The 22,937-nt window shown below is 54.2% G+C and carries 17 protein-coding genes; all 17 read right to left on the reverse strand.

Going from position 1 to position 22,937, the window contains the following annotated elements; all coding sequences use genetic code 11:
• Window positions 1-29: 29 nt before the first annotated feature.
• The 17 genes from VMT62_15240 to VMT62_15320 all read right to left on the reverse strand — a co-directional run bounded on the left by VMT62_15240 (window position 30) and on the right by VMT62_15320 (window position 22,914).
• Window positions 30-2,687 carry a hypothetical protein gene (locus VMT62_15240; protein HVN97783.1) on the reverse strand — a complete coding sequence of 886 codons (2,658 nt, stop codon included), beginning with the start codon at window positions 2,685-2,687 and terminating at the stop codon, window positions 30-32.
• 27 nt (window positions 2,688-2,714) lie between these two features.
• Window positions 2,715-4,241 (reverse strand): glutamate synthase-related protein, encoded by a 1,527-nt coding sequence (locus VMT62_15245; protein HVN97784.1) that lies wholly within the window; start codon window positions 4,239-4,241, stop codon window positions 2,715-2,717.
• Window positions 4,242-4,244: 3 nt separating this feature from the next.
• Window positions 4,245-5,633, reverse strand: a complete 1,389-nt coding sequence (locus VMT62_15250) for a glutamate synthase-related protein (protein ID HVN97785.1) — start codon at window positions 5,631-5,633, stop codon at window positions 4,245-4,247.
• A gap of 13 nt (window positions 5,634-5,646) precedes the next feature.
• On the reverse strand, window positions 5,647-6,570 hold the full coding sequence (locus tag VMT62_15255; protein HVN97786.1) for a methylenetetrahydrofolate reductase: 924 nt from the start codon (window positions 6,568-6,570) through the stop codon (window positions 5,647-5,649).
• Window positions 6,567-7,235 (reverse strand): methylenetetrahydrofolate reductase C-terminal domain-containing protein, encoded by a 669-nt coding sequence (locus VMT62_15260; protein ID HVN97787.1) that lies wholly within the window; start codon window positions 7,233-7,235, stop codon window positions 6,567-6,569. Before VMT62_15260 ends, VMT62_15255 begins: the two co-directional genes overlap by 4 nt.
• Window positions 7,236-7,315: 80 nt before the next feature.
• The gene (locus VMT62_15265) at window positions 7,316-7,732 is read right to left on the reverse strand and encodes a hydrogenase iron-sulfur subunit (protein ID HVN97788.1); all 417 of its coding nucleotides are present in this window, start codon (window positions 7,730-7,732) and stop codon (window positions 7,316-7,318) included.
• Window positions 7,733-7,961: 229 nt separating this feature from the next.
• The gene (locus VMT62_15270; GenBank protein ID HVN97789.1) at window positions 7,962-8,756 is read right to left on the reverse strand and encodes a type 1 glutamine amidotransferase; all 795 of its coding nucleotides are present in this window, start codon (window positions 8,754-8,756) and stop codon (window positions 7,962-7,964) included.
• A gap of 247 nt (window positions 8,757-9,003) precedes the next feature.
• Complete coding sequence (locus VMT62_15275; protein HVN97790.1) at window positions 9,004-10,437, reverse strand: efflux transporter outer membrane subunit; 1,434 nt, start codon at window positions 10,435-10,437, stop codon at window positions 9,004-9,006.
• 14 nt (window positions 10,438-10,451) lie between these two features.
• Entirely contained in the window at window positions 10,452-13,649 is a 3,198-nt protein-coding gene (locus VMT62_15280; protein ID HVN97791.1) for an efflux RND transporter permease subunit, read from the reverse strand.
• A gap of 12 nt (window positions 13,650-13,661) precedes the next feature.
• Complete coding sequence (locus VMT62_15285; GenBank protein HVN97792.1) at window positions 13,662-14,867, reverse strand: efflux RND transporter periplasmic adaptor subunit; 1,206 nt, start codon at window positions 14,865-14,867, stop codon at window positions 13,662-13,664.
• A gap of 57 nt (window positions 14,868-14,924) precedes the next feature.
• Window positions 14,925-15,551: a TetR/AcrR family transcriptional regulator gene (locus VMT62_15290; GenBank protein ID HVN97793.1), complete on the reverse strand. Its 627-nt coding sequence runs from the start codon at window positions 15,549-15,551 to the stop codon at window positions 14,925-14,927.
• Between the two features lie 256 nt (window positions 15,552-15,807).
• On the reverse strand, window positions 15,808-16,650 hold the full coding sequence (locus VMT62_15295) for a DegV family protein (protein ID HVN97794.1): 843 nt from the start codon (window positions 16,648-16,650) through the stop codon (window positions 15,808-15,810).
• A gap of 9 nt (window positions 16,651-16,659) precedes the next feature.
• Window positions 16,660-18,261, reverse strand: a complete 1,602-nt coding sequence (locus VMT62_15300) for a DAK2 domain-containing protein (GenBank protein ID HVN97795.1) — start codon at window positions 18,259-18,261, stop codon at window positions 16,660-16,662.
• A gap of 247 nt (window positions 18,262-18,508) precedes the next feature.
• Window positions 18,509-20,605 carry a glutamine synthetase III gene (locus VMT62_15305; protein HVN97796.1) on the reverse strand — a complete coding sequence of 699 codons (2,097 nt, stop codon included), beginning with the start codon at window positions 20,603-20,605 and terminating at the stop codon, window positions 18,509-18,511.
• Between the two features lie 35 nt (window positions 20,606-20,640).
• The gene (locus VMT62_15310; protein HVN97797.1) at window positions 20,641-20,898 is read right to left on the reverse strand and encodes a hypothetical protein; all 258 of its coding nucleotides are present in this window, start codon (window positions 20,896-20,898) and stop codon (window positions 20,641-20,643) included.
• A 323-nt stretch (window positions 20,899-21,221) separates the two neighbouring features.
• A complete protein-coding gene (locus VMT62_15315; GenBank protein HVN97798.1) occupies window positions 21,222-21,563 on the reverse strand; it encodes a P-II family nitrogen regulator in 342 nt (113 codons plus the stop codon).
• A 10-nt stretch (window positions 21,564-21,573) separates the two neighbouring features.
• Window positions 21,574-22,914 (reverse strand): ammonium transporter, encoded by a 1,341-nt coding sequence (locus VMT62_15320; protein ID HVN97799.1) that lies wholly within the window; start codon window positions 22,912-22,914, stop codon window positions 21,574-21,576.
• Window positions 22,915-22,937 lie beyond the last annotated feature (23 nt).

A 22,937-nucleotide genomic window follows, 5' to 3' on the forward strand; every position in this document is an offset into this window, starting at 1 on the left:
AGGAGCGCCTCAATCATTAATTCATCGCGCTAGTCTTCTTCCTCCCACTCCTCATTCATCGCCATAGCCTTACTCGCACTCGTCAAAACCGACACCTTCACAGCGCCTATGGTCCTAAACACCTCTTCCGGCTTCATTTTCTTTCCGCCGACGGTCAGAAGATGCTCGTCGATTGAGATACCGAAGAGACGCTCGTTTTCCTGCAAATAGGGAAGGATCAGCCCCCAGTCGCGTTTTGTGAAGGGCAATATTTCCCCGCCGTTCAACTGTTCAGTGACGATCTTCTTGTAAGGATCGCGCACAAAGATCGCGCCACCGGATGCGAGGGAGAAAAGATTCGATCCCGGGTAGGGCGTTTCCAGAGGGTCGACCTTGTTGTTCTTGTCGAAGGCAAGCCCGTTGAGAATCACAAAGCCGCCGCCGTTGTATGGGTCTCCGGCCATGAATGACTCGGCGAGAAAATCGAGCGCCGTGCCGTTAATCACGACCCTCGGCTTACCCACGGCGTTGATGAGCGGACGGCCCGCCGCGTTTCCCATGATATAGACTTCGCCGCCCTTGGCGCCATACATAAAAGTCTGTCCCACATCGCCGTAGACCACAAGCTTGCCTGATTTCATGATCTGGCCGAGCTGATCCTGGGCGTTGCCGTGTACATAGAGTTCGAGACCATCTATACCTGAAGCAAGATAGTCACCGGTTGAGCCATACGCGTCGATCCGCACCCCCTGCGAGTCAGGGCCGAAACCGCATCCGAGGAAACGCTGCCCCCGATGGCCGAAACAGACGAATTGTCTCCAGCCAAGCCTGTAGGCCTCCGAGATAAGCCGTGCGAAAGAGTCGTCGCCCTCGGGCTCAAAGAGCCCCGCATCGGCAACCAACACCTTTTCGTTACCTTCGGGACCGCGAAGCCCTTTGCGGTTCGCGAAGTCGATCCGGCGTCCGTACAGCACCGTCCCCGTATCGGTGATAAGGGGGATTCCCCGGAAGATAGCATCGAGCGTCATCGAGACCATCTGAAGGATTGAGCGACGTCGCTTGTCGCCCAGAGGGAGACGCCGATCGAGAATTAGGGTGAGAAGACTGATGACCGATCCCTTGAGATCGTCTTCCTCGGCAAGAGCCAGCAGGAGATCGAGATATGTGTAAAAACGGGCATAGTCCCATTTGGGAAGATAGTCGCAGAGGTCTGAAAAAAGTTTTCCGATATTATTGTGGGACAACTCCCTCACGATATTCTTGAGATGGTCTACGTGACAGGTCGGACGCCGGCCCAGGGATACGGTGAAATCGAGGGGCGTCTGGTCCTTGGGCACGTCAATAACCCGACCGAACTTATCCGAACAGTTAAGACCCATGACTCCGGGGGCCGATTCCTTAACGGAGAATATGAAGGCGCCACCGTCCGTGTAGCTTCCACCGCGGGCGTTCCAATACTGGTCGGCAATAGTGCCGAAACGGGCATCTTCTTTGGCCAGACTTTCAAGGGTCGCATCGATGGCCTGCTTCTCCGAACAGATGAGGCCGATCTCTATGTCCCCTTTCTGCAACGCGAATACCTGGGGTCTCAGCATTGCCGTATCGGTGATACCGATGAGCTGGAACTGTTTGTTCTTCACGTCGGAACGGGCGATAATGAAGAACCAGGGTCCGTCCGGGGAGCCGTGAATGTGCGCGGCCTGTATCTGCCGGTAGATGCGCTGTTTGTCTTCGGGGAGATGGTCGAAATCCATCTCGCTTGTCGGAGCCAGGGCTTCGATGATGTATTCAAGAGGATAGCCGTACACCCTGTTTAAGAGGTCGAAAACCTGGACAGAGACCTCCGTATCGGTGAGAAAGAGTGGATACACGTTGCGTTGACGCAGATATTCCGATACGGAATAGTAATTGGCGAAATCGCCATTGTGAACCAAGGCTTCGTCGAGGCCGATGAACGGGTGGGCCCCGCCGGGGTGCCAAACACGACCTTTGGTAGGGTAGCGCTGGTGTGCGATCCAGATATGGGCATCGAAGTTCTCAAGCTGATAGTACTGTGCCACCTGTTCGGCGTAGCCCACGATCTTCAAGATCATCATGTTTCTGCCGTGAGAGAGCACAAAGGCCTTCTTGTCGCCAAGCGCACTATAGAGCGCCAGGTTCAGTTGATAGGTGTTCTGGTAGACGCATTCCTCTTCGGCCTTAAAACGGGGGAGTGCCTCTAGATGGCGCTCTTTCTGAAAATGAGCGAGTGCTTCCGGCTTGACCCGGACAAAATACCGTTTCACCTGAGGAGGCTTCACCTCGAGCCCTTTGATGTCACGGTAGTCATCAACCGTGTCGATAAAGGCCTCGTGATCGATCTTGAAGACGGGTTTGATAAATCTCGCCTCCACCTCGGGCAGGGCCGTTTCATCGAGAAGCGCGACCTGCAAAAGGAAATCTTCGTCCAGGGTCTTCTGGTCCACGCCGAGTTTTGTGGGACTCAGCCCCACGGCGGCGAGGCCCCCGCCTTTGCCATTGCCTCGATTGTGCATCTGGACCGAAGGCTCGAAAATGTGCTTGCCGCTCACCGGTATACTACACGCAAAACCCGTGACGCCGCAGCCACCTTCTTCCGCCTCTATGCCTTCTCTTTTTATTCCCTTTGCCGCCTGCGCCAGGGCATCGCGGCTCCGAATGATGTCTTGTGTGAAATACTTCTTACTCATGGCAAACCTCGTAATCGGCTCCTGGTCTCATAAATCCAGCTCTCCCTCGACTTCCCCCTCTTTGATGTAATCAAGATGGGCGAGAAGATCTAAGCGCCCTGTCAGTTCGGTTACGCTTTTCATGCCGAAACGCTTGAGGATCTGAACGAGCTGTTTGCGCCAGGTCAAATACATGTTGATGATCCTTTGTGTGGCCCATTCACGCTCCATAAGGTTCGTCAGCTCTTCGTCGGTCGTGGCGATACCTCTCGCGCATCCTCGCCCGGATTCGCAGTGATGGCAACGGATACATTCGAGGGCCACCATGTCCGCTGTGCCGAGACATACCCCGTTTGCGCCCATGGCGATGGCTTTTGCCATATCATAGGCGGAGCGGATGCCGCCGCTCGCGATGATCGTAATGTTGTCACGTATGCCTTCGGCCAGGAGGAATTTATGAACCTTGGGAAGGGCATATTCGATGGGCATGGCAATGTTCTTTTTCGCGATGTCGGGGGCAGCGCCGGTGCCGCCGTAACTGCCGTCAAGCTGCACAATGTGCGCTCCTGCGTAGTAGCTTCCCACGGCCACCATGTCCACGTCGGTGGGTGTCGATACCTTAACCGATACGAGGGCTTTGGGGTTTGTCTCTTTGATCCAGTCCACGTGTTTCTTGTGGTCTTCTACGGAATAGACGCTGTGAAAGGGAAATGGCGAGAACAGGGCGCTTCCCGTCACGGCCTCACGCATGGCCGCCACGCGGGGCGTTACCTTGTCGCCGAGAAGATGCCCGCCAAGGCCGGGTTTCGCACCCTGGGCGTATTTGAATTCGACGATGCGGACCCGTTTGATGGTTTCTTCTCTCACGCCGAAAAGGCCTGTGGCCACCTGTGTAATGATGTGGTCGTCGTAGGGTATCAATTCTTCCGGATAACCGCCTTCTCCCGTGCAACAAAAGGTGCCGAGCGCCGTTGCCGCCCTCACCCTGGAAAGCATGGTAACGATGCTCACTGAGCCGAAGGACATGCCGCCCAGGTAGAAAGGCACCGGTATCGTGATGCGGGGACGGGAATCGGAAGACCGATTGAGTTCAATGGCCGTAGAAATCTCGTGTTCGCTCATCCCATTGTCTTTGGCCTTGGGAAAGACGAAACGCAGTTTGTCGAAACCGCCTCCCGAGTCGCCGGTTTTGTAGTTAAGGCCTTGATGCGGTATTTCGCCTGTGGCGGCCATGTGCCAGGTACCGGCCAACAGATCGGCCGGCCAGCGTCTGTCACCCAGGACCTCATAAGAAGGGTTGAGTGTGAGCGAGATCGCTTTCTGGGGACATCTGTCTACGCAGTAGAACGTATTCTTGCTGCAGGGGAATCCAAGGCAGAGATGGTCCGATGCGGCCTTCGGCCGTTTGGTGCCCTTCTTGTAAACGCCATACGGGCAGAGCTCAAGACAGAGTCCGCAGTTATTGCAGGCCTTGCTTATGCTCACGCGATATTTGCCGAGGGCATTACGGAAGCGGCTTGGCGCTTCTCTTGTCTCGGGAAAAACAAATCCTTCACTGTTTCGATTGTGTGGCATCGGCTAACCTCTTTTCCCCATGACAGCGAAAATCTCTTTTTCAAGGTCCTCAAAAAACATGGCCCGGCCCATTTCTCCACGCAAACGGCGCACCTCCCTTATGCCCATGGCGCCCATGATCTCAAGGAGCTGGCTATGCCAGCCTGCAATGAGGTTCTCGATTCTCTGAGCGCCCCAGGCAGGGTCCACGCCTTCGAGTTCAACAGGGCAGGCCACGCCTTGTTTGCAACGGCGGCAAACCCTGCACTCCATGGCCACGAGGAGCGGAATGTCTACTGTGAGGGCATCGGCACCGCAAATGATGAGCTTCGCCGTGTGCTCGGCCATGGCAACGCCGCCACCGCCAATAAGGGTTATCTCATCCCTCACGCCCTTATCCACAAGCGCAAGGTGTATCTCCTTGATCCGATCCTTGATAAACAAAGGTTTTTCGCCCTTCTCCATGCCGTATTCGTCACAGGAAAGATGGAGCGCTTCAGCGCCCTCCCCGGCAAGATGGATCACCCGTTCAGACGCTCGAGGTGTAAGCTCCAATCTGATAAGAACAACAAGGCGGGGGTTCGTCTGCTTCAAGCTCTTCTGAAGCGTCATAACCTGCCTGCTATCGGGTATCTCGACGAGCGAAAGCCTCTCAACAAGTCCCTTTTTAAGGGCCTTGGGATCGCCATCCACGAAGAAGATGATATGGGAAAGGTATTTCTCCATTTCCTGATCGAATTCGGACTGTCTGATCACGACAAATGTGCCAAGGGCGCGGGCTGCCTCCAGCAAGGCAAGCTTGATCCGTTTGGCGGGCGGTGACCAGGGCAGGATATCAAAGATAATAGGGAGCGGTATCTCGACGAGCGGCGGAGGTGCGAGCGACGATGACATATTGCCCTCTGCATCAAATGCGAGGGCCATGAGTTTACGGCCTATATCCACGGTAGTGCTGATATACTCACGGCCGTGGATACCGTCTCTTGTGGGACGAACGATCTCTGACATGTCGGTCCACATGGCGTCAAAACCTGCACCGGAAAACGGACCACCGTAACCGGCCCCGGACACGGGGATGCGGCCGCTTTCAGCCTGGAAGTAGAGACCGGAAATGACTTCCGGCGTCCAGTAGCTATCCCCGAGCGCTTTATATAGCGGATTAAGCCCCTTCTGGATAAGCCGGTTGGGACAGTTCTGTACGCATCTGAAACAGTCCTTGCAGATACTATCGAGTGAATCGATCATCTGCCGTGTATCCAGAGCGCGCTTTTCGTATACCTTATACACGCAATCCTTTTTTACGCAGCGGGGACATTTTAAACAGCCTTCCTCCCAGGCGATCACACCGGATTTTGTGATGGCGGGAAACCTGTTGTCCGTCTGCTTCGTGGTTATGTGGTATTTCAGGGGCATGTTTCTACTCCTCTTACACGTCCGGTCTCGGCGTGAGGCCGGCCTCTTCGACGATCTCAGGCACCGCGTCTTCCCACTCAATCGCCATGATATGGACGCCGTGGACACCTTCGATTTCCTTGAGCGCCTGAATCGTCTCCACGGCAATTTTCAGCCCTTCCTTGCGCTGTTCGCCCTGGGCGACCCCTTTCATGCGGCTAATCACTTCTTGAGGCACGTCCATACCGGCGACCTGTGTATTCATATATTCAGCCATACGGGCCGACTTCAACGGGGTGATACCGCCCAGTATGTAAACCTTCTTGTCAAGACCCCGGTCTCTCACCTGGCCCATCCACTCTCCGAACCGGTTAAGGTTGTAGATGCATTGGGTCTGAATGAACTCGGCCCCTGCATCGACCTTTTTCTCAAGGCGGATGACCCGGTATTTAAAAGGGTCTGCAAATGGGTTTTCGACGGCCCCGACGAAAAGATCGGGTGGCGTAGAAAGTTTTTCTCCGCCGAGAATGAGGCCCTCATCTCGCATCTGTCGGACGAGGTGCACAAGCTGAACCGAGTCAATATCAAACACGCCTTTTGCCTGCGGCTGATTGCCAAAAGACTGGTGGTCTCCGGTGAGGCAAAGGATGTTACGGATACCAAGAGCGGAAGCGCCGAGGATATCGGACTGAAGCGCGATACGGTTTCGATCGCGGGTCACCATCTGGAGCACCGGATCGAGACCTATCTTACCGAGGAGCACGCAGGAAGCGAGACTCGAGAGACGCACTACGCCGGTCTGGTTGTCCGTTACATTGACGCCGTCCACAAAGCCTTTCAGGAGTTTGCCCTTTTTTTGAATGGCTTTAGGGTCTGCACCCTTGGGGGGACCGCACTCAGCGGTGACGGCGAAATGACCTTTGTGCAAAATCCTTTTCAGACGACTTCCGGCTTTCATGTTGTCTGGTCCTCCCTTACGATTTTCCTGGGTCCTTTGCCCTGCTGTTTTGACCAGTCCGCGGGCGGGTACACCTTCTTTAGATGATCGAGCTGCCCTCTCTCGTCAAGGCGTTCCACGATGAGCTGCCACGCGCAGGGCGTATCGGGGTCGACTTCACATTTCCCGTCCTTGGACCCGCCGCAAGGCCCGTTGAATAGGCCCTTGGAACACCGGGTAACAGGACAGACCGCGGCGAAATAAGCGAGTTTGCAGTCGCCACATGCGCGGCAATTCTCAACCCAGACCCCTGCCTCTTTGGTCTCACCGATGAAGGTCGTGTTAAGAGCAGGCAGGATGATGGCCTGCGGGAAGACCTCAGCCACTGCCTGCACGCCGGCGCCGCACCCAAGCGAGAGCACCGCGTCGTACACGTCGATCAAGTCCGTCAACTGGTCGATAAATTCGTAGACACACTGGCGGTCGAGCGTAATCTCTTTGATTTTGAGATCGCGGCCTTCCTTCTTTGCATCCATCCTAAGCGCCGAAGCAATAAGCCCTACTTCCTTCTCTCCGCCTGCGGCGCACTCAGCCACGCAACTGCCGCATCCAGCGATAAGGATCTTTCGGTACGGCGCAATCATTTCCTTGATCTCCGATAAAGGTTTTCTTTCCGCGGTAATCATGCCTTACTCCTTGAATTTTTGGGGCTCATCGTCCATCCCCTCCGGTAACAACATTGTCGGGGCCATCTTCGTTCCTTTGTTTATCGGGCCAGAGGTGAAGGACCGATCAGGGCTTCCCGTGCAATAAGTCCCCGTGCGAGTTCGTCAATGGTTGTTTTTGTTCCCGGCGCAAGATGGATCAGTTCGAGACGTTCTAATTCGAGTCCGATCTCCTGGATCAGGCCCTGGGCAAAGGTGAGACGTTTCTTCGCCCGTGTGTTCCCTTCCCGGTAACGACAGGCCCCTTCAGCGCACGTCACAATGTAGACCTTATCGGCGCCCGATTCCAGAGCGCGCAAAAGGTGAAGCGGCTCGATCCGCCCGCTGCAGGGCAACGGGAAGAACCTGATCCGTGAACCCAGTTCTTTCTCAAGGGCACGCCTGTTCGTATCCTGCTTGCCGTCGATCTGCTGACAAAAGAAGATAGCAAAGTTGAGTCCCGCAGTTCTCTGATCCATGTCTTTTGACCTTTCAACTCCCATAAATTGCCGATAGTCAATGCTCTAAACTATCGTTTCTTACCTTACAAAAAAAGGGCGTCATTTAAGACGCCCCTGTCATAGTCAGCGTACTTTATGGACGACACGTCATCGGGCCGTCGCAGCGTAAAATATACCACCCAGCCGACTGTCTGTCAATAGATTTACCGCGCTCGAAATAACAGGCAGAATCTTTACCATCCTTGGCTCAAGGCGGTACGGGCCTTTTTCGCTTCCCCCTCGCAACGGGCACCTTTCTCTTCGCTTCCTTTGGCTCGTCAGTGAAAAGCTCGATCACGTTTCTGAGTTTCAAAGACGTCTCCGCGATACCCACGAAATTCGAAATAATCCGGTCTGCCTCTTTCTTGTATCGTTTCTTGACAATTTTCGTGTCTCGCAAGATTGTCTTTCTCAAAATCCCGTGGTCTGACTGAATCCAACTCTTGATCATGGCTTCGGTCACTTCTATATGAAACTGAAGACCGTAGGCATTCTGACCCACGCGAAAAGCCTGATTCCTGCAGTCATCACCGGTGGCAAGAAGGACCGCTCCCTCGGGTATATCAAACGTATCTTCATGCCATTGAAAAACCTGCAGATACTCAGGGTTTTTGCCGAGCAGCGCATCAATTTTCCCCTCTGTGGTCTTTTTCACGCTGAACCAGCCAATCTCTTTGCGCACCGCCTTTTTCACCCGTGCCCCGCAGGTTTTAGCGAGAAGCTGTGCGCCTAAACAAATGCCCAGCAGGGGAATCTCCTCGATGAGGGCACGCCTGATGTACTGTTCTTCCTGGCGCAAGAATTTATAGGCTTCCTCTTCGTATACGTTCATGGGCCCCCCGAGAATCACCACGGCCCCGACATGATCGAAATCAAGGGGCAGGCTCTCGCCCCGGATAAGTTCAACGATTTGAACATCCCATCCGTTTGCCACAAAAACTCTCTCTATTAATCCGGGTCCTTCGTCCTCTACTTGCTTGATAACGAGTAACCTTCTTTTCATAATATTGCCCTCATTTGCCGAGAAGACCTCTGAGAATTCAAACAGAGGTCACCAGGGCATAAAACGGTATTGAACTGCGGTGTCCGGTGATTATAAAACCCTCGCGAGCTTTGAGGGGTTGGCACGACTGTGTGCAAGAATAGCTTAATGCCCCCGGCCTTTATTTGCAAGCACTATTTCGCGTTCCACGCCCTACCCGCTGCAACGTGCCCGCAGGGATTCCGAAGGCCAACAGAGAACTTAAGTTTCAGGGCGATGTCCGGGGGCCAAGATTATCACCGCCCCCGAGTACTTTGTAGAGCATTACCATATTGATTAGTCTGGCGAGGCGGATCGTGATGAGCCCCTGCTCGGCTGCATAGAGAGAGCGCTGCGCATCGAGCACGCTCAAATAGCTGTCGATTCCCGTTGAATAGCGTATATCGCTCAAACGATAGGCCTCTTCCGAGGTGTGAACGAGTGACTCCTGCGCCGCCAATTGATCCCCCACCGTACCCCGCTCAGCCAGGGCGTCTGCCACTTCCTTGAAAGCAACCTGGATTGCCTTCTCATACTGAGCCACGGCAATCTCCCTTTGCACCTTGATACCCTTAAGCGACGACCACAAGCGGGCGTCAAAAATCGGCATAATCGCCTGAGGCTGAAAGGTCCAGGCCGAGGAGTCGGCCTTGAAGAGACGGGAAAGCTCGAAGCTTTCCGTACCAACTGTAGTGGTCAGGAAAATACTCGGGAAGAACGCGGCCCGCGCAGCACCGATGTTTGCGTTGACCGCCTTGAGTTCGTGTTCCGCGGCCAGAATATCGGGACGGTGCAAGAGTGTCTCGGAAGGAGCGCCTGCGGATATATCGCCGAGGGGTGCAATGCCTTTGAGGTCTACAGGCGTGATCTCGTCGGGAACAGGTGTACCGGCAAGGAGGTCAAGGGTGTTCTTGTCGGTGGCGACGAGCTGTGTATACAGGGCAAGGCTTGCCCGGGCTGCATCCACCTGAGTTTGAGCCCGGTTAAGATCGAGTTCGGTGGCAAGGCCCACGTCGAAGCGTCGTCGGATCAGATCGTAGGTGGACTGCTGGGCGGCAAGAGTCGAACGGGTCAGTCTGAGGTTTTCCTTATCCGCGGCGAGCATGAGATACGCTGTGGCAACCTCCGATACCAGCGAAATCTGCGCACCGCGTCGAACATAATCTGTGGCAAGATACTCCTCAAGCGCCTTGTCTTTCAGACTCCGAAGACGACCGAAAAGGTCAACCTCCCAGGAAAGAATGCCCAGATTAACGCTGTAGAAATCGGTGATTACCGTGGTTCCAGGTTGCGATGCGTTTGCATCGGCGGGCACACGCCCCTTACTCCTCGTAGCAGACGCATCCACCGTGGGCAAAAGGGAGGCGCGCTGAACCCCGTAGATGGCACTCGCCACTTCCACGTTTAAAGCGGCTATGCGCAGATCCCGGTTGTTCTTAAGCGCCGTGGCGATGATTTCCCGAAGGTGCTCATCACGAAAGTATTCCTGCCAGCTTATCTCGTAAGCCATGGGAGCTTTAGCCCCTGTCCTCTCCTCTTTGTAGGCCGCCCCCTTAGGCCAATCCGAAGGGGTGGGTGCCGCCGGACGCTTGTAAACGGGGGCCAACGTGCAGGCCGCAAGGAAAAAGGCGGCAAAGAGAATTAATACATGCTTTCTTATCATGACCATTATCCCTCTCAAGTAATCAGGCCGTCAGGTTTATTTTCCCCGACAGGCGTAGAATCGGGGTTGTTACCGGGGCTGAGCCCCTCTTGTCTTTTCTCAAACACACGTGATACGACGAGAAAGAACAGGGGAATGTAAAAGATAGCGATAAGTGTGGCCGTGAGCATCCCGCCGGCCACGGTGGTACCAATCGCTTTCATGGCACCTGCTCCCGCGCCCGTTGCGATAGCAAGCGGTAGTACCCCAAAGAAGAAGGCGAGCGACGTCATGATGATGGGCCTGAATCGCAGCTTTGCTGCCTGAACAGTGGCCTCGACTAGGGACGCCCCCTGTGCTAACTGCTCTTTGGCAAATTGGACAATCAGGATGGCATTCTTAGTGGTAAGACCGAGCGTGGTGAGAAACCCGATTTGAAAGTAAACGTCGTTAAACATGCCCCGGCCCCATGTGGCAATCGCCGCACCAAATACGCCGAGCGGCAGGACGAGCAAGATCGAGATAGGGATAGACCAGCTTTCGTAGAGCGCAGCGAGGCAGAGGAAGATCACTATGATCGAAAAAGTGTAGAGCAGAGGTCCCTGAGAGGCGGCCATGCGCTCCTGATAGGACAGTCCCGTCCAATCAAAACCGATACCCTGAGGTAGTTTTGCAACGATATCTTCCATGGCTCTCATGGCCTGTCCTGTGCTCTTTCCCGGCGCCGCCTCTCCCTGGATATTCATCGACGGGAACCCGTTGAAGCGTTCGAGCCGGGGAGATCCCGAGGCCCAGCGGCCCCCGGCAAGGGCTGAAAAGGGCACCATCTTTCCCGAGCTGTTACGGACGTAAAGCCGGTCAATGTCGTGGGGCAACATACGGTATGGCGCATCGGCCTGAATATAGACCCTTTTGATCCGACCTCCCTGAACAAAATTATTCACGTAGGCGCCCCCAAAGGCCTCTGAAATAGTACTATCCGCCGAGGCTATGGGAACCCCAAGGGAACCTGCCTTTCCCCAGTCAAGATCGACCCGATACTGGGGCACGTCTTCCAGGCCGTTGGGCCTTACCTTGGTGAGCCGCGGGTCTTTAGCCGCCATGCCAAGGAGCTGGTTTCGGGCTGCCATCAGCTTGTCGTGACCAAGTCCCCCACGGTCAAGCAACTGAAAGTCAAACCCCGTGGCAATACCGAGCTCGATGATCGCAGGAGGCGGAAACACGTAGACGATGCTTGTGCGGATACGCGAGAAGGCCCTCATGGCCCGCTCTGCTACCGCCTTGGCCCTCAAATTCGACCTGTCGCGAAGCTTCCAATCCTTGAGCATGACGAAGAGCATGCCGTTATTTTGCGCCACACCGGAAAAACCCATACCCGATATGGCCATGCATGATGCCACGGCATCTTTTTCGTTTTCCTGGAAGTATTGCCGCACCTCATCGACCACTGCGTCGGTCTGTTCTCTGGTGGAGCCTGTGGGCAGCATTACCTGGGCGAGCAGCGTACCCTGGTCCTCGTCAGGGACATAACCCGTGGGCATACGAACAAAGAGAACACCGACGACAGCCACGATTAAAATGTAGACGACGGCGTAGCGCAGCTTTCTTGAAAACGATCGTTCCACCGCCTTTGTGTATCGGTCTCTGGTCCGGAAGAATGTACGATCAAACCACAGAAAAAACGGCCGCAAAATGAGTGCGGCGTTCTCTGCAGGTTCATGGCCCGCCCTAACCGGCGTGAGAAGCGAGGCGCATAGGACCGGCGTCAAGATCAATGCGACAACCACGGAGAGGAGCATAGAAGCGATAAGCGTCACGGAAAACTGACGATAGATAACACCCGTTGAGCCTCCGAAGAAGGCCATGGGGCCGAAAACAGCCGAGAGCACAAGGCCTATGCCGACAAGTGCGCTCGTGATCTGCCTCATCGATTTTGCCGTGGCTTCTTTGGGGGAAATCCCCTCCTCGCTCATGATACGTTCCACGTTCTCCACGACCACGATTGCATCATCCACAAGCAGGCCTATGGAGAGCACCATGGCAAACATGGTGAGCATGTTGATCGAGAAACCAAAAAACGACATGACGGCAAACGTTCCGAGGAGCACCACCGGCACCGCTATCGTAGGAATAAACGTGGCCCGGATGTTACCCATAAAAAGCCACATGATCAGAAAGACGAGGACGATGGCCTCGAGCAGGGTCTTGACCACCTCATTGATGGCAACCTTGACAAAAGGCGTGGTATCGTAGGGATAGACCACCTTCATGCCGGAGGGGAAGTACCGGCTCATTTCCTGCAATTTTGCCTTGACTGCGTCGGCCGTGTCCAGGGCGTTGGCGCCTGCCATCTGTCTGATCGCCAGACCGGCAGCGGGCTTTCCGTTATACGTGATATCCGCGTCATAGGAGTCGGTCCCGAGTTCGGCGCGCCCCACGTCCCTTATTCGTACCACGGAGCCGTCCGGATTGATGCGCAGCGGGATAGCGGCAAACTCATCAGGCGTCTTGAGCAGGCTCTGTACAATGATGGAGGCGTTCAAACGCTGGCCCTTGACCGGGGGCGTTCCGCCGAACTGACCCGCTGAGACCTCCACGTTGTACGATTTGAGCGCAAGAGCAACGTCATCGAAGGTCAGGTTATAATCAACAAGACGGTCGGGGTTGAGCCATATGCGCATGGCATACTGGGAGCCGAACATCTCCACCTCGCCCACTCCGGGCACCCGTGAGAGTACCTTTTCAAGGTTCGACTGGGCGTAGTCCCTGAGATCGTTGCCATCCATGCTGCCGTCTTCGGATATGAGTCCCGCTACCAGGAGGTAGTTCCTCGTGGCCTTGCCCACGGTGATTCCCTGACGCTGGACTACTTCGGGCAAGCTCGTCATGGCAAGCTGAAGTTTATTCTGCACCTTTGCCCAGGCCAGATCCGGGTCTGTGCCGGGTGCAAATGTCAGCTCGATTCGAGTACCGCCCGACGAATCACTCGTAGCCGAAAGGTAGATCATTTTGTCGAGACCGGTCATCTTCTGTTCGATGACCTGGGTGACGCTGTTTTCCACGGTCTCCGCCGAGGCCCCCGGATAATAGACCTGTATATAGATGGAAGGCGGCGCGATCGGTGGATACTGCGATACAGGGAGATTGTGTATGGCAAGCACGCCGGTCAACATGATAATGATGGCTATGACCCAGGCGAAGACAGGACGATCGAGAAAGAATTTGGATAACATGACCTCTTCTCCTTACTTTGCCTTTGGCATCGGTGGCTCGCCTGACTGAGCCGCTTTCGCACCGCCCTTCTCGCTGCGATCGTTGGATGCGACCTTCACCGGAACGCCTGGACGCACCTTCTGCAAACCCTCAACAATCAGTCGGTCTCCCGGTTTAAGCCCCGAAGTGACGAGCCATTTATCACCGATGGCCCTATCCGTCGTGATCATTCGTTGCTCCACCTTGCCTTCGTCATTTACAATGAGCGCGACCGGATTACCCTTAGGATCGCGGGAGATACCCTGCTGCGGGGCGAGAATTGCCTGTTCGGCTACTCCTTCCTGCACAAGAGCCCGCACGTACATGCCCGGAAGAAGGATGTGCTTTGGGTTCGGAAAGACGATCCTCAGGATAAATGATCCCGTGCTGGGATCCACAGTAATATCGGAGAATTTCAGTGTCCCTTCCCATGCGTAAGCGGTGCCGTCTTCGAGCACGAGTTTCACCTGCGCCCTATCAGGCCCCTCTCCCTTGATCCTGCCGGCCGCGATATTGCGCTTGAGTTCCAGGAGATTTGCGCTCGACTGTGTGGCATCCACGTAAATCGGGTCGAGCTGCTGGATCGTGGTAAAAACAGGGGCCTGGTACGCCGTGGCCAATGCCCCCACGGTCACGTTGGATTTACCGATACGCCCGCCGATGGGTGCGGTGATCCTGGTGTAGGAAAGGTTGATGCGGGCGTTTTCCACGGCCGCCTTCTGACCCACAATCTCTGCTTCCGCTTGTTTGAGCGCGGCGAATGCGTCGTCATATTCCTGGTTGCTGACCGCACTTACCGCAACCAGTTCCTTGTAGCGCCCCACCCTGCTTGCAACGGATACCGCATTGGCTTCGGCCCTGGCAAGCGCGGCCTTGGCACCCTCATAGGCTGCTTCGTAGGTCGCCGGATCGATCTGGTATAGGGGCTGCCCGAACTGTACATCGTCTCCCTCATTGAAGAGACGTTTCTGAATAACCCCGCTCACCTGCGGCCTCACTTCGGCAATGAGAAATGCCGACGTCCTTCCGGGTAATTCAGTGATGATCGGTACCCGCTCGGCCTTGAGCACCACCACAGCTACCTCGGGCGCGATGCCTTGAAGCGGCGCCTTGGATTTGCTGCAACCGGCGAGCGTCAGGCAGATTAATGTGAGCCCCACTGCAATCCCCAACCTGGTCCTATTATGCGCTATTCCCATTTGACACCTCTAAACTCAAATTTAGCTCTTACTCCTTTTCTGTCTCTTTCTTCATCCCTACTTGGCCCTGGCCAGGCACCCTTCGAAGAAGAGCTCTACGATAAACGAGACGTTTGTGGCGTACGGATGTGTGTCCGGGTCTTCGAGCCAGTTAAACATGAACCCATCCATGAGACCGAGTAGTGACACGGCCAGACGATGCGGATCGAGCTTCCGGAATGTCCTGGCACGCATCCCTTTGGCTATTAACGAGGCCACCTTCTTCATCTCCTTTTGATGGATCTCCCTCAGCACCTTGCAGAAACCGGTATCGTCATTAAAACGTATCCCCCGAGTCTCGGTAAACAGAAGCCGTATGATAGTAAGGTTGTCTTTGATGATTCCGGTCTTGACCGCCACATACTCCCTGATGATATTCTCGACGCTGTCCTTTCTGGAGAAGACCTCATCGATGACCTGAAAGAAACCTTCAGCCTTATCGATTATCAATGCGCTATAAAGATCTTCCTTGTTTTTGAAATACTTGTAGAGTGTACCAATACTGAACTCGGCCTTTGCCGCAATCTCGTGCATGGACACGTTGTGGTATCCCTTTTCAGTGAAAAGTAAAAGGGCATCCCCAAGGATCTGACTGCGATGGGAGAGCTTCTCACGTTCACGACGCGAGATCTTCTTCGTCTCCATATGTCGAACCTCCTTGAAACCATGCGTCACTAAATAGAATGCAATTACATTTAGTGACGCATGGTTCATTTTAGCTGGAAACCGGTGCTATGTCAAGTGATAAGCGCGAGGGTTCATCTTGCTGATTGAAGGAAAAGGGTGTACGTTTGCCGCAAGGTGCGGTTGGTTTATTATTGTTACAAGGCAGCGGGCTGACTTTTGGAAAGAGACGGTCTAGGTGTAAAGACGCGAGAAATGATGGCGGATTCGTACTTGCTCAATTGTCATCATGCACGAAGGCGATGCCGAGAACCCCCGGGCCTGTGTGCGACGCCACGACCCCGCCGATCTTGCAATGTTGCACAACATGTACATTGGGGATCTGCACCAGGCGTTCAGCGAGGGCTGTTACGATATGTGTATTGTCCGAACCTGCCACAACAACGCTCACCGGCAACCCTTCGGCGGCCTTCATTTCGACAAGCCGTACATAACGGTCTATGAGCCGCTCGGTCGTTCGGATCTTCTCGATAGGATGTACCTCCCCCTCAACAACCTTCAAAATGGGTTTGATCTTCATGAGGGTCCCCAGAAACGCCTGAGCCCTGCCGATACGCCCTCCCCGTTGCAAATAGCTGAGGGAATCAACGGAGAAATATGTTTCGACTGTCTTCGAGAGCCTCACCGCTTGCTCAACAACGGCCTCAAAAGAATGCCCCGAGCGGACATTCGCGGCGCACAGGTGAAGGATAAGGGCAAGCCCTAAGGAGGCCTGACGTGAATCAACCACCTCTATTCTCGCTTGAGGAAAGTAGCTCTTCGCGAGGCACGCGGATTGATACGTACCGCTTAGAGCGGAGGAGATGTGAATGGAAAGTATGGGCTCGTTCTTCTCCACAATGGGTCTATAGACATCGATAAAATCTTGTGGAGAAGGTTGGGAGGTCGTGGGGAAATCTGTTGACGTTCTCAGGAGGGCATAATATTCATCAGGCTTAACGTCGAGATAATCGCGCCATCTTCTTTCTCCCAACTGAATGGTGAGCGGGACCATCTCAATGTCAAGCTCATCATAGAGTTCTTTCGTCAAATCCGCTGTGCTATCCGTTACGATCCTCACGTCATCCCCCTACTCCACGCACACAATATAGTGGGAGTACGGTTGCCCGCCATAATAGAGTTCTATCTCAGTTCCCTGATACCGACATTGCACGGCAGACTGTAAGGCTTGGGCATCTTCTATCGGAACCGATTCACCGTGGTAAAGGGTCACGATCTCGTCGGACGGATCGATCATCGATGCAATGAGACCGAGGGCGGCGTCCTCCCGTTCGGCGCAGGAGATTCGAATTGCTCCCCCGAAGATACCGATGGAATCGCCCGCTTCCACTTTTACGCCTCCCTGTAACACACTGCGGGACGCCTGCACCACCTCACCGGTCTTAATCCGCTCAAAGGCCTCCTCCATTCTGCTCAAGTTCTCTTCAACGGAGGCATCATCCATGTAAGCAAGCATGGCCGACAATCCGTGCGCCGCCGAAGCGGTCTTCAGGACGGTGACGTTTTTTGGGGTCATTTGCGCCGCCTGAACTGCCGCAGGATACACATTCTTATGGTTAGGCAGGATGACAACGTGGGAGGACGTTACCGCCTCGACAGCAGCCACAAGGTCTGCTATGCTGGGATTACTCGTGGGTCCTCCGTCCACCACCAGTTCAGCGCCGGCGTTGTAAAAAAGTTCCTTGAACCCGTCCCCAAGGGTGACGGCGACAACCGAGGTCTGTTTTTGCCTGCTGGTGTCCTGAAAACGGGCCGTGTGCTGTACGAGCATATCATCGACTTTGATCGATGAGACCTGACCTAACCGTGAAGCATACTGGAGTACATCTTCGGGTTGACCGGTATGGATATGAACTCTCGCGAGGCGGGTATCGCCCACAACCACAAGTGAATCACCCATGGAAGCAAGGGAGTTCTTGATGGCGTCCTCGGATATCTGGCTCCCTTTCAGAATAAATTCCGTGCAGTATCTGAAATTCCACCGATGGTCATCGACCTTAGGAGGTGCGACTGCCAATGAGCCCTCGCCGTTAGCGACTGAGTCCGCTAGAGCCGTTCCCTGAACAAGGAGTTGCATTCCTTCAAGAAAATAGAAAAATCCTAATCCTCCGGCGTCGACCACACCGGCCTCTTTAAGCTTCGGCAAAAGCAAAGGAGTGCGTTCCACAGAAGACCTGGCTTCCGCGACCATCCCATCGAGAAGGCGACCAAGGTCTCTTTCAGTTCCCGCGATTTCTTGCCCGGCTTGTGCCGTGTCACGAATCACCGTCAGGATTGTGCCCTCCGCTGGATGCAAAATCGCTTTTCGCGCCTTCTCGCCCGCCCACACAAAAGCTAAAGCGAGGTCTTCAGCACTCAGTCTGTCTCGCCCCTGAACCTTCTCTGCCAGACCCGACAGTATCTGCGCCATAATGATACCGGAATTTCCACGCGCTCCCATCAGGGAACCCCAGGCGGCCGCTTTAGCTACAGGCTCGAGCAAATCTTCCTTGAGCAACTCCATCTCTCTCACAGCCGCGGTAAGCGTAGCCGACATATTGCTTCCCGTGTCTCCGTCAGGAACCGGAAACACATTAATCTTATTGAGCTGGTCACGGTTTTTCATCACCCAGTGAGCCCCGGCTGCAATGATCTGTTTAAACCGCTTTCCCGTGCAGTAGAGTATGGCCATTTTCGCTTTACCTTGCCAAGAATACCTGAGAGTCCGGCAGACAGGCAAGAGAGTATAGTATATTATCCCCGTGAGGACAAGATTTCTTATGACGTCTCGAGTTCCGTCGTTCTCGCAGGAACCTCTTCTACCAAATAACTGCTCAATTCTTCATCACGGGATGAAAAAAACCGCCGATCCAAAAGCACTCAAGGATCGGCGGCCCCAAACTGATACATACGGGCGCTTGAAAAACGCCTCTTAGCAATTACAACTTAAAAAGCAAATCTGCATACGTCGGTACCGGCCACATATCTCTCGGTACAATCATTTCCATGGCATCAACGTCTGTCCTCAGGGCGGACATGGTCGTGACCACGGTGTCCCTGTAAGCTTCGGCCTGCTTGACTGTGTCTTTGGTCTTCTGGGCCTTTTCGGTCGCGGCTTCGAGCTTCGTGAGGTTCTTGTAGCAAGACGCGAGCAAGGCGTTCAACTTCTTGAGAAGGTCTGCCTGGATGGGAGCCGCTGCTGATACGGCCTTGAAGCTGGAAATGGAATCCGCAAGGAATGTGGCATATTCAAGCGCCGTTGGCACGAACTGCTTCTTGGCCATTTCGATAGCGGCGAGCGCTTCTATGTTGATTTGTTTCGAGTACGTGTCGATGTAGATATCGTAGCGAGAATGCATTTCCTTATGGGAAAGCACGTCATATTTCTCAAAGAGCTTGAGCGACTTGTCAGAGATAAAGGCCTTGAGCGCATCCACGGAGTTTCGCACGTTAGGCAGTTTACGTTTCTCTGCTTCCTTGACCCAGGCATCATCATAGTTGTTCCCATTGAAGATCGCACGGCTGTGTTTCTTGTAGGTTTCCCTGATGATGGCCGCGGCTTCGGCGTTCTTGTCTTTGGCCTTTTCCAGACGACTTGCGATCTCATCGAGCGCCTCTGCGGCGATGGTGTTTAAGGCCACATTGGATCCTGCGATAGACTGCGCCGACCCGACCATTCTGAATTCGAACTTGTTGCCTGTAAATGCAAACGGCGAGGTTCTGTTGCGGTCCGTGTTGTCCTTTGGGATTACCGGCAGGGTATCAACTCCGACGTTGACAAACTGTTTGCCACGAGCCGAGATCTTCTGCCCTTTCGAAATCTTGTCAAGAATATCGGTCAACTCTTCGCCCATGAAGATGGAGATAATAGCCGGCGGGGCCTCATTGGCGCCGAGACGGTGATCGTTGCCGGCTGTCGCGCATGTGGCACGAAGTATGTCGGCGTGGGTATCGACGGCCTTGAGGAGCGCGCTCAGGAAAACGAGAAATTGAACGTTTTCACTGGGGGTGTGGCCGGGATCGAGGAGGTTAATGCCATCATCGGTAGACAGCGACCAGTTGTTATGTTTGCCCGACCCGTTGATGCCGGCATAAGGCTTCTCGTGGAGCAGACAAACGAGGTCGTGACGAAGGGCGACCTTTTGCATGGTCTCCATGACGAGCTGATTGTGATCCGTGGCGATATTGGTCGTGGAATACAGGGGGGCCATTTCATACTGAGCAGGCGCCACCTCGTTATGCTGTGTCTTGGAGCTGATGCCCATTTTCCAGAGTTCTATGTTAAGGTCTTTCATGTAATCGGAGATACGGTCTTTAATCGCGCCGAAATACTGGTCTTCGAGCTCCTGCCCTTTGGGCGCAGGCGCACCGAAGATGGTCCGCCCGGTGAGCAAAAGATCGATACGCTCCATGAAGAACTTCTTATCAACCAGGAAGTACTCCTGTTCGGGGCCGACCGTGGAGGTGACGCGGGCCGATGCTTTGTTGCCCAGGGCTCTCAACACCCTGAGCGCCTGCTTTGATACCGCCTTCATGGATCTGAGCAAAGGCGTCTTCTTATCAAGCGCTTCCCCGTAATAGGAATAAAAGGCCGTGGGAATAGTGAGCGTTACGTTGCCACTTTCGTCAGTTTTAAGAAATGCGGGTGATGTGCAATCCCACGCGGTGTAGCCTCTTGCCTCAAACGTGGTGCGCAGGCCGCCGCTCGGAAAGGACGATGCATCGGGTTCACCTTGAATCAACTGCTTTCCGGAAAACTCCATGATCCCGGTGCCGTCCGGCGCCGGGGATATGAATGAGTCATGTTTTTCTGCCGTCATACCGGTCAAAGGCTGAAACCAGTGGGTATAGTGGGTAGCGCCCCTGGCGATTGCCCAATCTTTCATCGCATTCGCAACCACGTCGGCAACATCAGACTTCAACGAAGTGCCTTTTTCAATTGTTTCCTTCAGGGCCTTGTAGGTCTCTTTAGGCAAGAGCTGTTTCATGACCTTATCGCTGAAAACGTTCAAACCAAAAACTTCTGTAAGCTCCATTCCTTCTTCCTCCTTATGGAATATTTCTGTTCTGACTATGCTGATTTGCTCTCACCCTCGCAGTACTTCTTTAGAGAAATAAGCTGATAGTGAAGCTCCTCAAATTTCCTTTTCAGATCAGCCGAATCGCGGTCTTCTTTCCAGAGCGATTCGATCTCCTTAAGAGATGCCATAGCGTTCATTACCATGCCCTTCAAGGCCCAATGGTCAGGTCTATCCTGCTCCGCATCAAACGCCTTAAGCGGTACTACTTTCACGATGGGAAAATGTCTTAAATTGCCGGTGAATGGCATATCGCCCTCCCAAAAACTTTTAAAGGCAAATGAGTCGTAAGGCGCTGACTGTGCTTGAACTTCTTCGTTCGGCGTTCTGAAAATCCCTCGAGGACGTTGAGGAACTGACACTTCAATGTGCCTCTGAAAGTATAATGCACAACAATCCTATTTACAAGACAATTTTACAGGATGCAGGGCCTTAAAAAAACCTCGTGGTCGGGCTGTCTCAACGCAAGAGGTCTTCTAACAAACCTGCCGCCACTGACCGCAAAACGTCTTTCATCATGGCCGGACACAGGCCTTAAGTCCCTGCGCCCGTTCCTTCAGGCACTGTTCACGTCTTACCCTATCGCCACCCCTCCCCGTTCTTCAGTCCTTATACGGATACATTCAACGAGATCGAGGACGAATATCTTTCCGTCGCCGAGTTCGCCCGTCTGGGCGCCTTTTATGATGGCATTGATCGTAGGCTCGACGAAATTCTCGTTCACGGCAATCTCGAGCCGTATTTTTCTCAAAAGATTGCCCATTTCCTTGGCACCCCGGTACACTTCGGTCACGCCCATCTGTCTGCCGTGCCCCAGGACTTCATTCACGGTAATCAGGTTCACCTCGGCTTTGTAAAGTTCCTGTTTCACTGCATCCAGCCTGTCCGGCTTGATAATTGCTATAATGAGTTTCATGGTCTGCCCCCTATTCGAGAATTGTGTACGCGTTTTCGTGATGCTGTGTGAGGTCCAGGCCGATAATTTCTTCCTTCTCCTTGACCCGGACTTTCATGAACAGGTCGACGACTTTGAAGATAATCAAACTCGCAACAAAACTGTACAAAAAGGTAACGGCCACGGCGATCAACTGAACGAGAAACTGTTTCGGGTTGCCGAGGAAGAGTCCGTCGGCCCCTGCGGGGTTGATTGCTTTGGATGCAAAGAGGCCCGTCGCAAGGGTCCCGATTATGCCTCCCACACCGTGGACGCCGAATGCATCAAGAGAGTCGTCATATCCAAGCTTGGGCTTGACCGCTGCCACGAAAAAGTAACAGATCACGCTCGCCGCGAAGCCGATTATGGCCGCGGCAAAGACACTCACAAACCCCGATGCGGGCGTAATAGTAGCGAGACCCGCGATGGAGCCGGTAACAGTGCCGAATATCGTAGGCTTCTCATTGAGTATCCATTCGAGCAACGCCCAGGTTATGCCCGCAATAGCTGCAGCGGTATGGGTCACAACGAGTGCATGGATCGCAAGCCCATTGGCTGCAAGAGCGCTTCCCGCGTTAAACCCGAACCATCCGAACCACAAAAGCGCCGTACCTAAAACGGTAAAGGGCAGATTATGCGGAGGCACCGGTTTATTCGCATAGCCGGTTCGCTTCCCGATGACAAGAGCGGTAACGAGCGCGGCCACCCCGGCATTAATATGGACAACGGTGCCGCCTGCAAAATCGAGCACCCCCATCTCTCTGAGCCATCCACCCACGCCCCAGACCCAGTGACAGACCGGATCATAGACGAAGGTTGCCCAGAGCAGGGTGAACACGAGAAAAGCCGAGAACTTCATCCTCTCCGCAAAAGCGCCGATGATAAGGGCTGGCGTGATTACGGCAAACATGGCTTGAAAAATCATGAAAGCCTCATGGGGGATAGTGGCCGCATAATCTTTGAAGGGGGTCGATCCCACCCCCGTTAAGCCAAGCCAGGCAAAACCGCCCCAGAAGCCTTTTGCCGGTGCGAAAGAGAGACTGTATCCGCAGATGAGCCACTGGGCTGTGATCACTCCCAGCACAATAAAACATTGCATGAGCACGCCGAGAACGTTTTTCCGTCTTACCATGCCGCCGTAAAAGAACGCGAGTCCCGGCGTCATCAACATCACGAGCGCTATCGATATGAGCATCCAGGCCGTGTCACCCGCACTCACCGCTGAAGCTTCCGCTGTCGCGGCGGACGTTGCGCTCGCCCCTTGAGCCTGGCACATAGCAGCCATCGATAGACAGAGAACAATCGCACATAATCCGATAGTATATCTCCTCACCAGACACCTCCGATATCTTAAGA

This window comes from Syntrophorhabdaceae bacterium (assembly GCA_035541755.1).
Classification (GTDB): domain Bacteria; phylum Desulfobacterota; class Syntrophorhabdia; order Syntrophorhabdales; family Syntrophorhabdaceae; genus PNOF01.

Bases quoted from the DNA above. Each gene is read 5' to 3' on its own strand.
- VMT62_15240 (HVN97783.1), bottom strand. From the start codon at position 2,687: ATGAGTAAGAAGTATTTCACACAAGACATCATTCGGAGCCGCGATGCC.
- VMT62_15245 (HVN97784.1), bottom strand. From the start codon at position 4,241: ATGCCACACAATCGAAACAGTGAAGGATTTGTTTTTCCCGAGACAAGA.
- VMT62_15250 (HVN97785.1), bottom strand. From the start codon at position 5,633: ATGCCCCTGAAATACCACATAACCACGAAGCAGACGGACAACAGGTTT.
- VMT62_15255 (HVN97786.1), bottom strand. From the start codon at position 6,570: ATGAAAGCCGGAAGTCGTCTGAAAAGGATTTTGCACAAAGGTCATTTC.
- VMT62_15260 (HVN97787.1), bottom strand. From the start codon at position 7,235: ATGATTACCGCGGAAAGAAAACCTTTATCGGAGATCAAGGAAATGATT.
- VMT62_15265 (HVN97788.1), bottom strand. From the start codon at position 7,732: ATGGATCAGAGAACTGCGGGACTCAACTTTGCTATCTTCTTTTGTCAG.
- VMT62_15270 (HVN97789.1), bottom strand. From the start codon at position 8,756: ATGAAAAGAAGGTTACTCGTTATCAAGCAAGTAGAGGACGAAGGACCC.
- VMT62_15275 (HVN97790.1), bottom strand. From the start codon at position 10,437: ATGATAAGAAAGCATGTATTAATTCTCTTTGCCGCCTTTTTCCTTGCG.
- VMT62_15280 (HVN97791.1), bottom strand. From the start codon at position 13,649: ATGTTATCCAAATTCTTTCTCGATCGTCCTGTCTTCGCCTGGGTCATA.
- VMT62_15285 (HVN97792.1), bottom strand. From the start codon at position 14,867: ATGGGAATAGCGCATAATAGGACCAGGTTGGGGATTGCAGTGGGGCTC.
- VMT62_15290 (HVN97793.1), bottom strand. From the start codon at position 15,551: ATGGAGACGAAGAAGATCTCGCGTCGTGAACGTGAGAAGCTCTCCCAT.
- VMT62_15300 (HVN97795.1), bottom strand. From the start codon at position 18,261: ATGGCCATACTCTACTGCACGGGAAAGCGGTTTAAACAGATCATTGCA.
- VMT62_15305 (HVN97796.1), bottom strand. From the start codon at position 20,605: ATGGAGCTTACAGAAGTTTTTGGTTTGAACGTTTTCAGCGATAAGGTC.
- VMT62_15310 (HVN97797.1), bottom strand. From the start codon at position 20,898: ATGCCATTCACCGGCAATTTAAGACATTTTCCCATCGTGAAAGTAGTA.
- VMT62_15315 (HVN97798.1), bottom strand. From the start codon at position 21,563: ATGAAACTCATTATAGCAATTATCAAGCCGGACAGGCTGGATGCAGTG.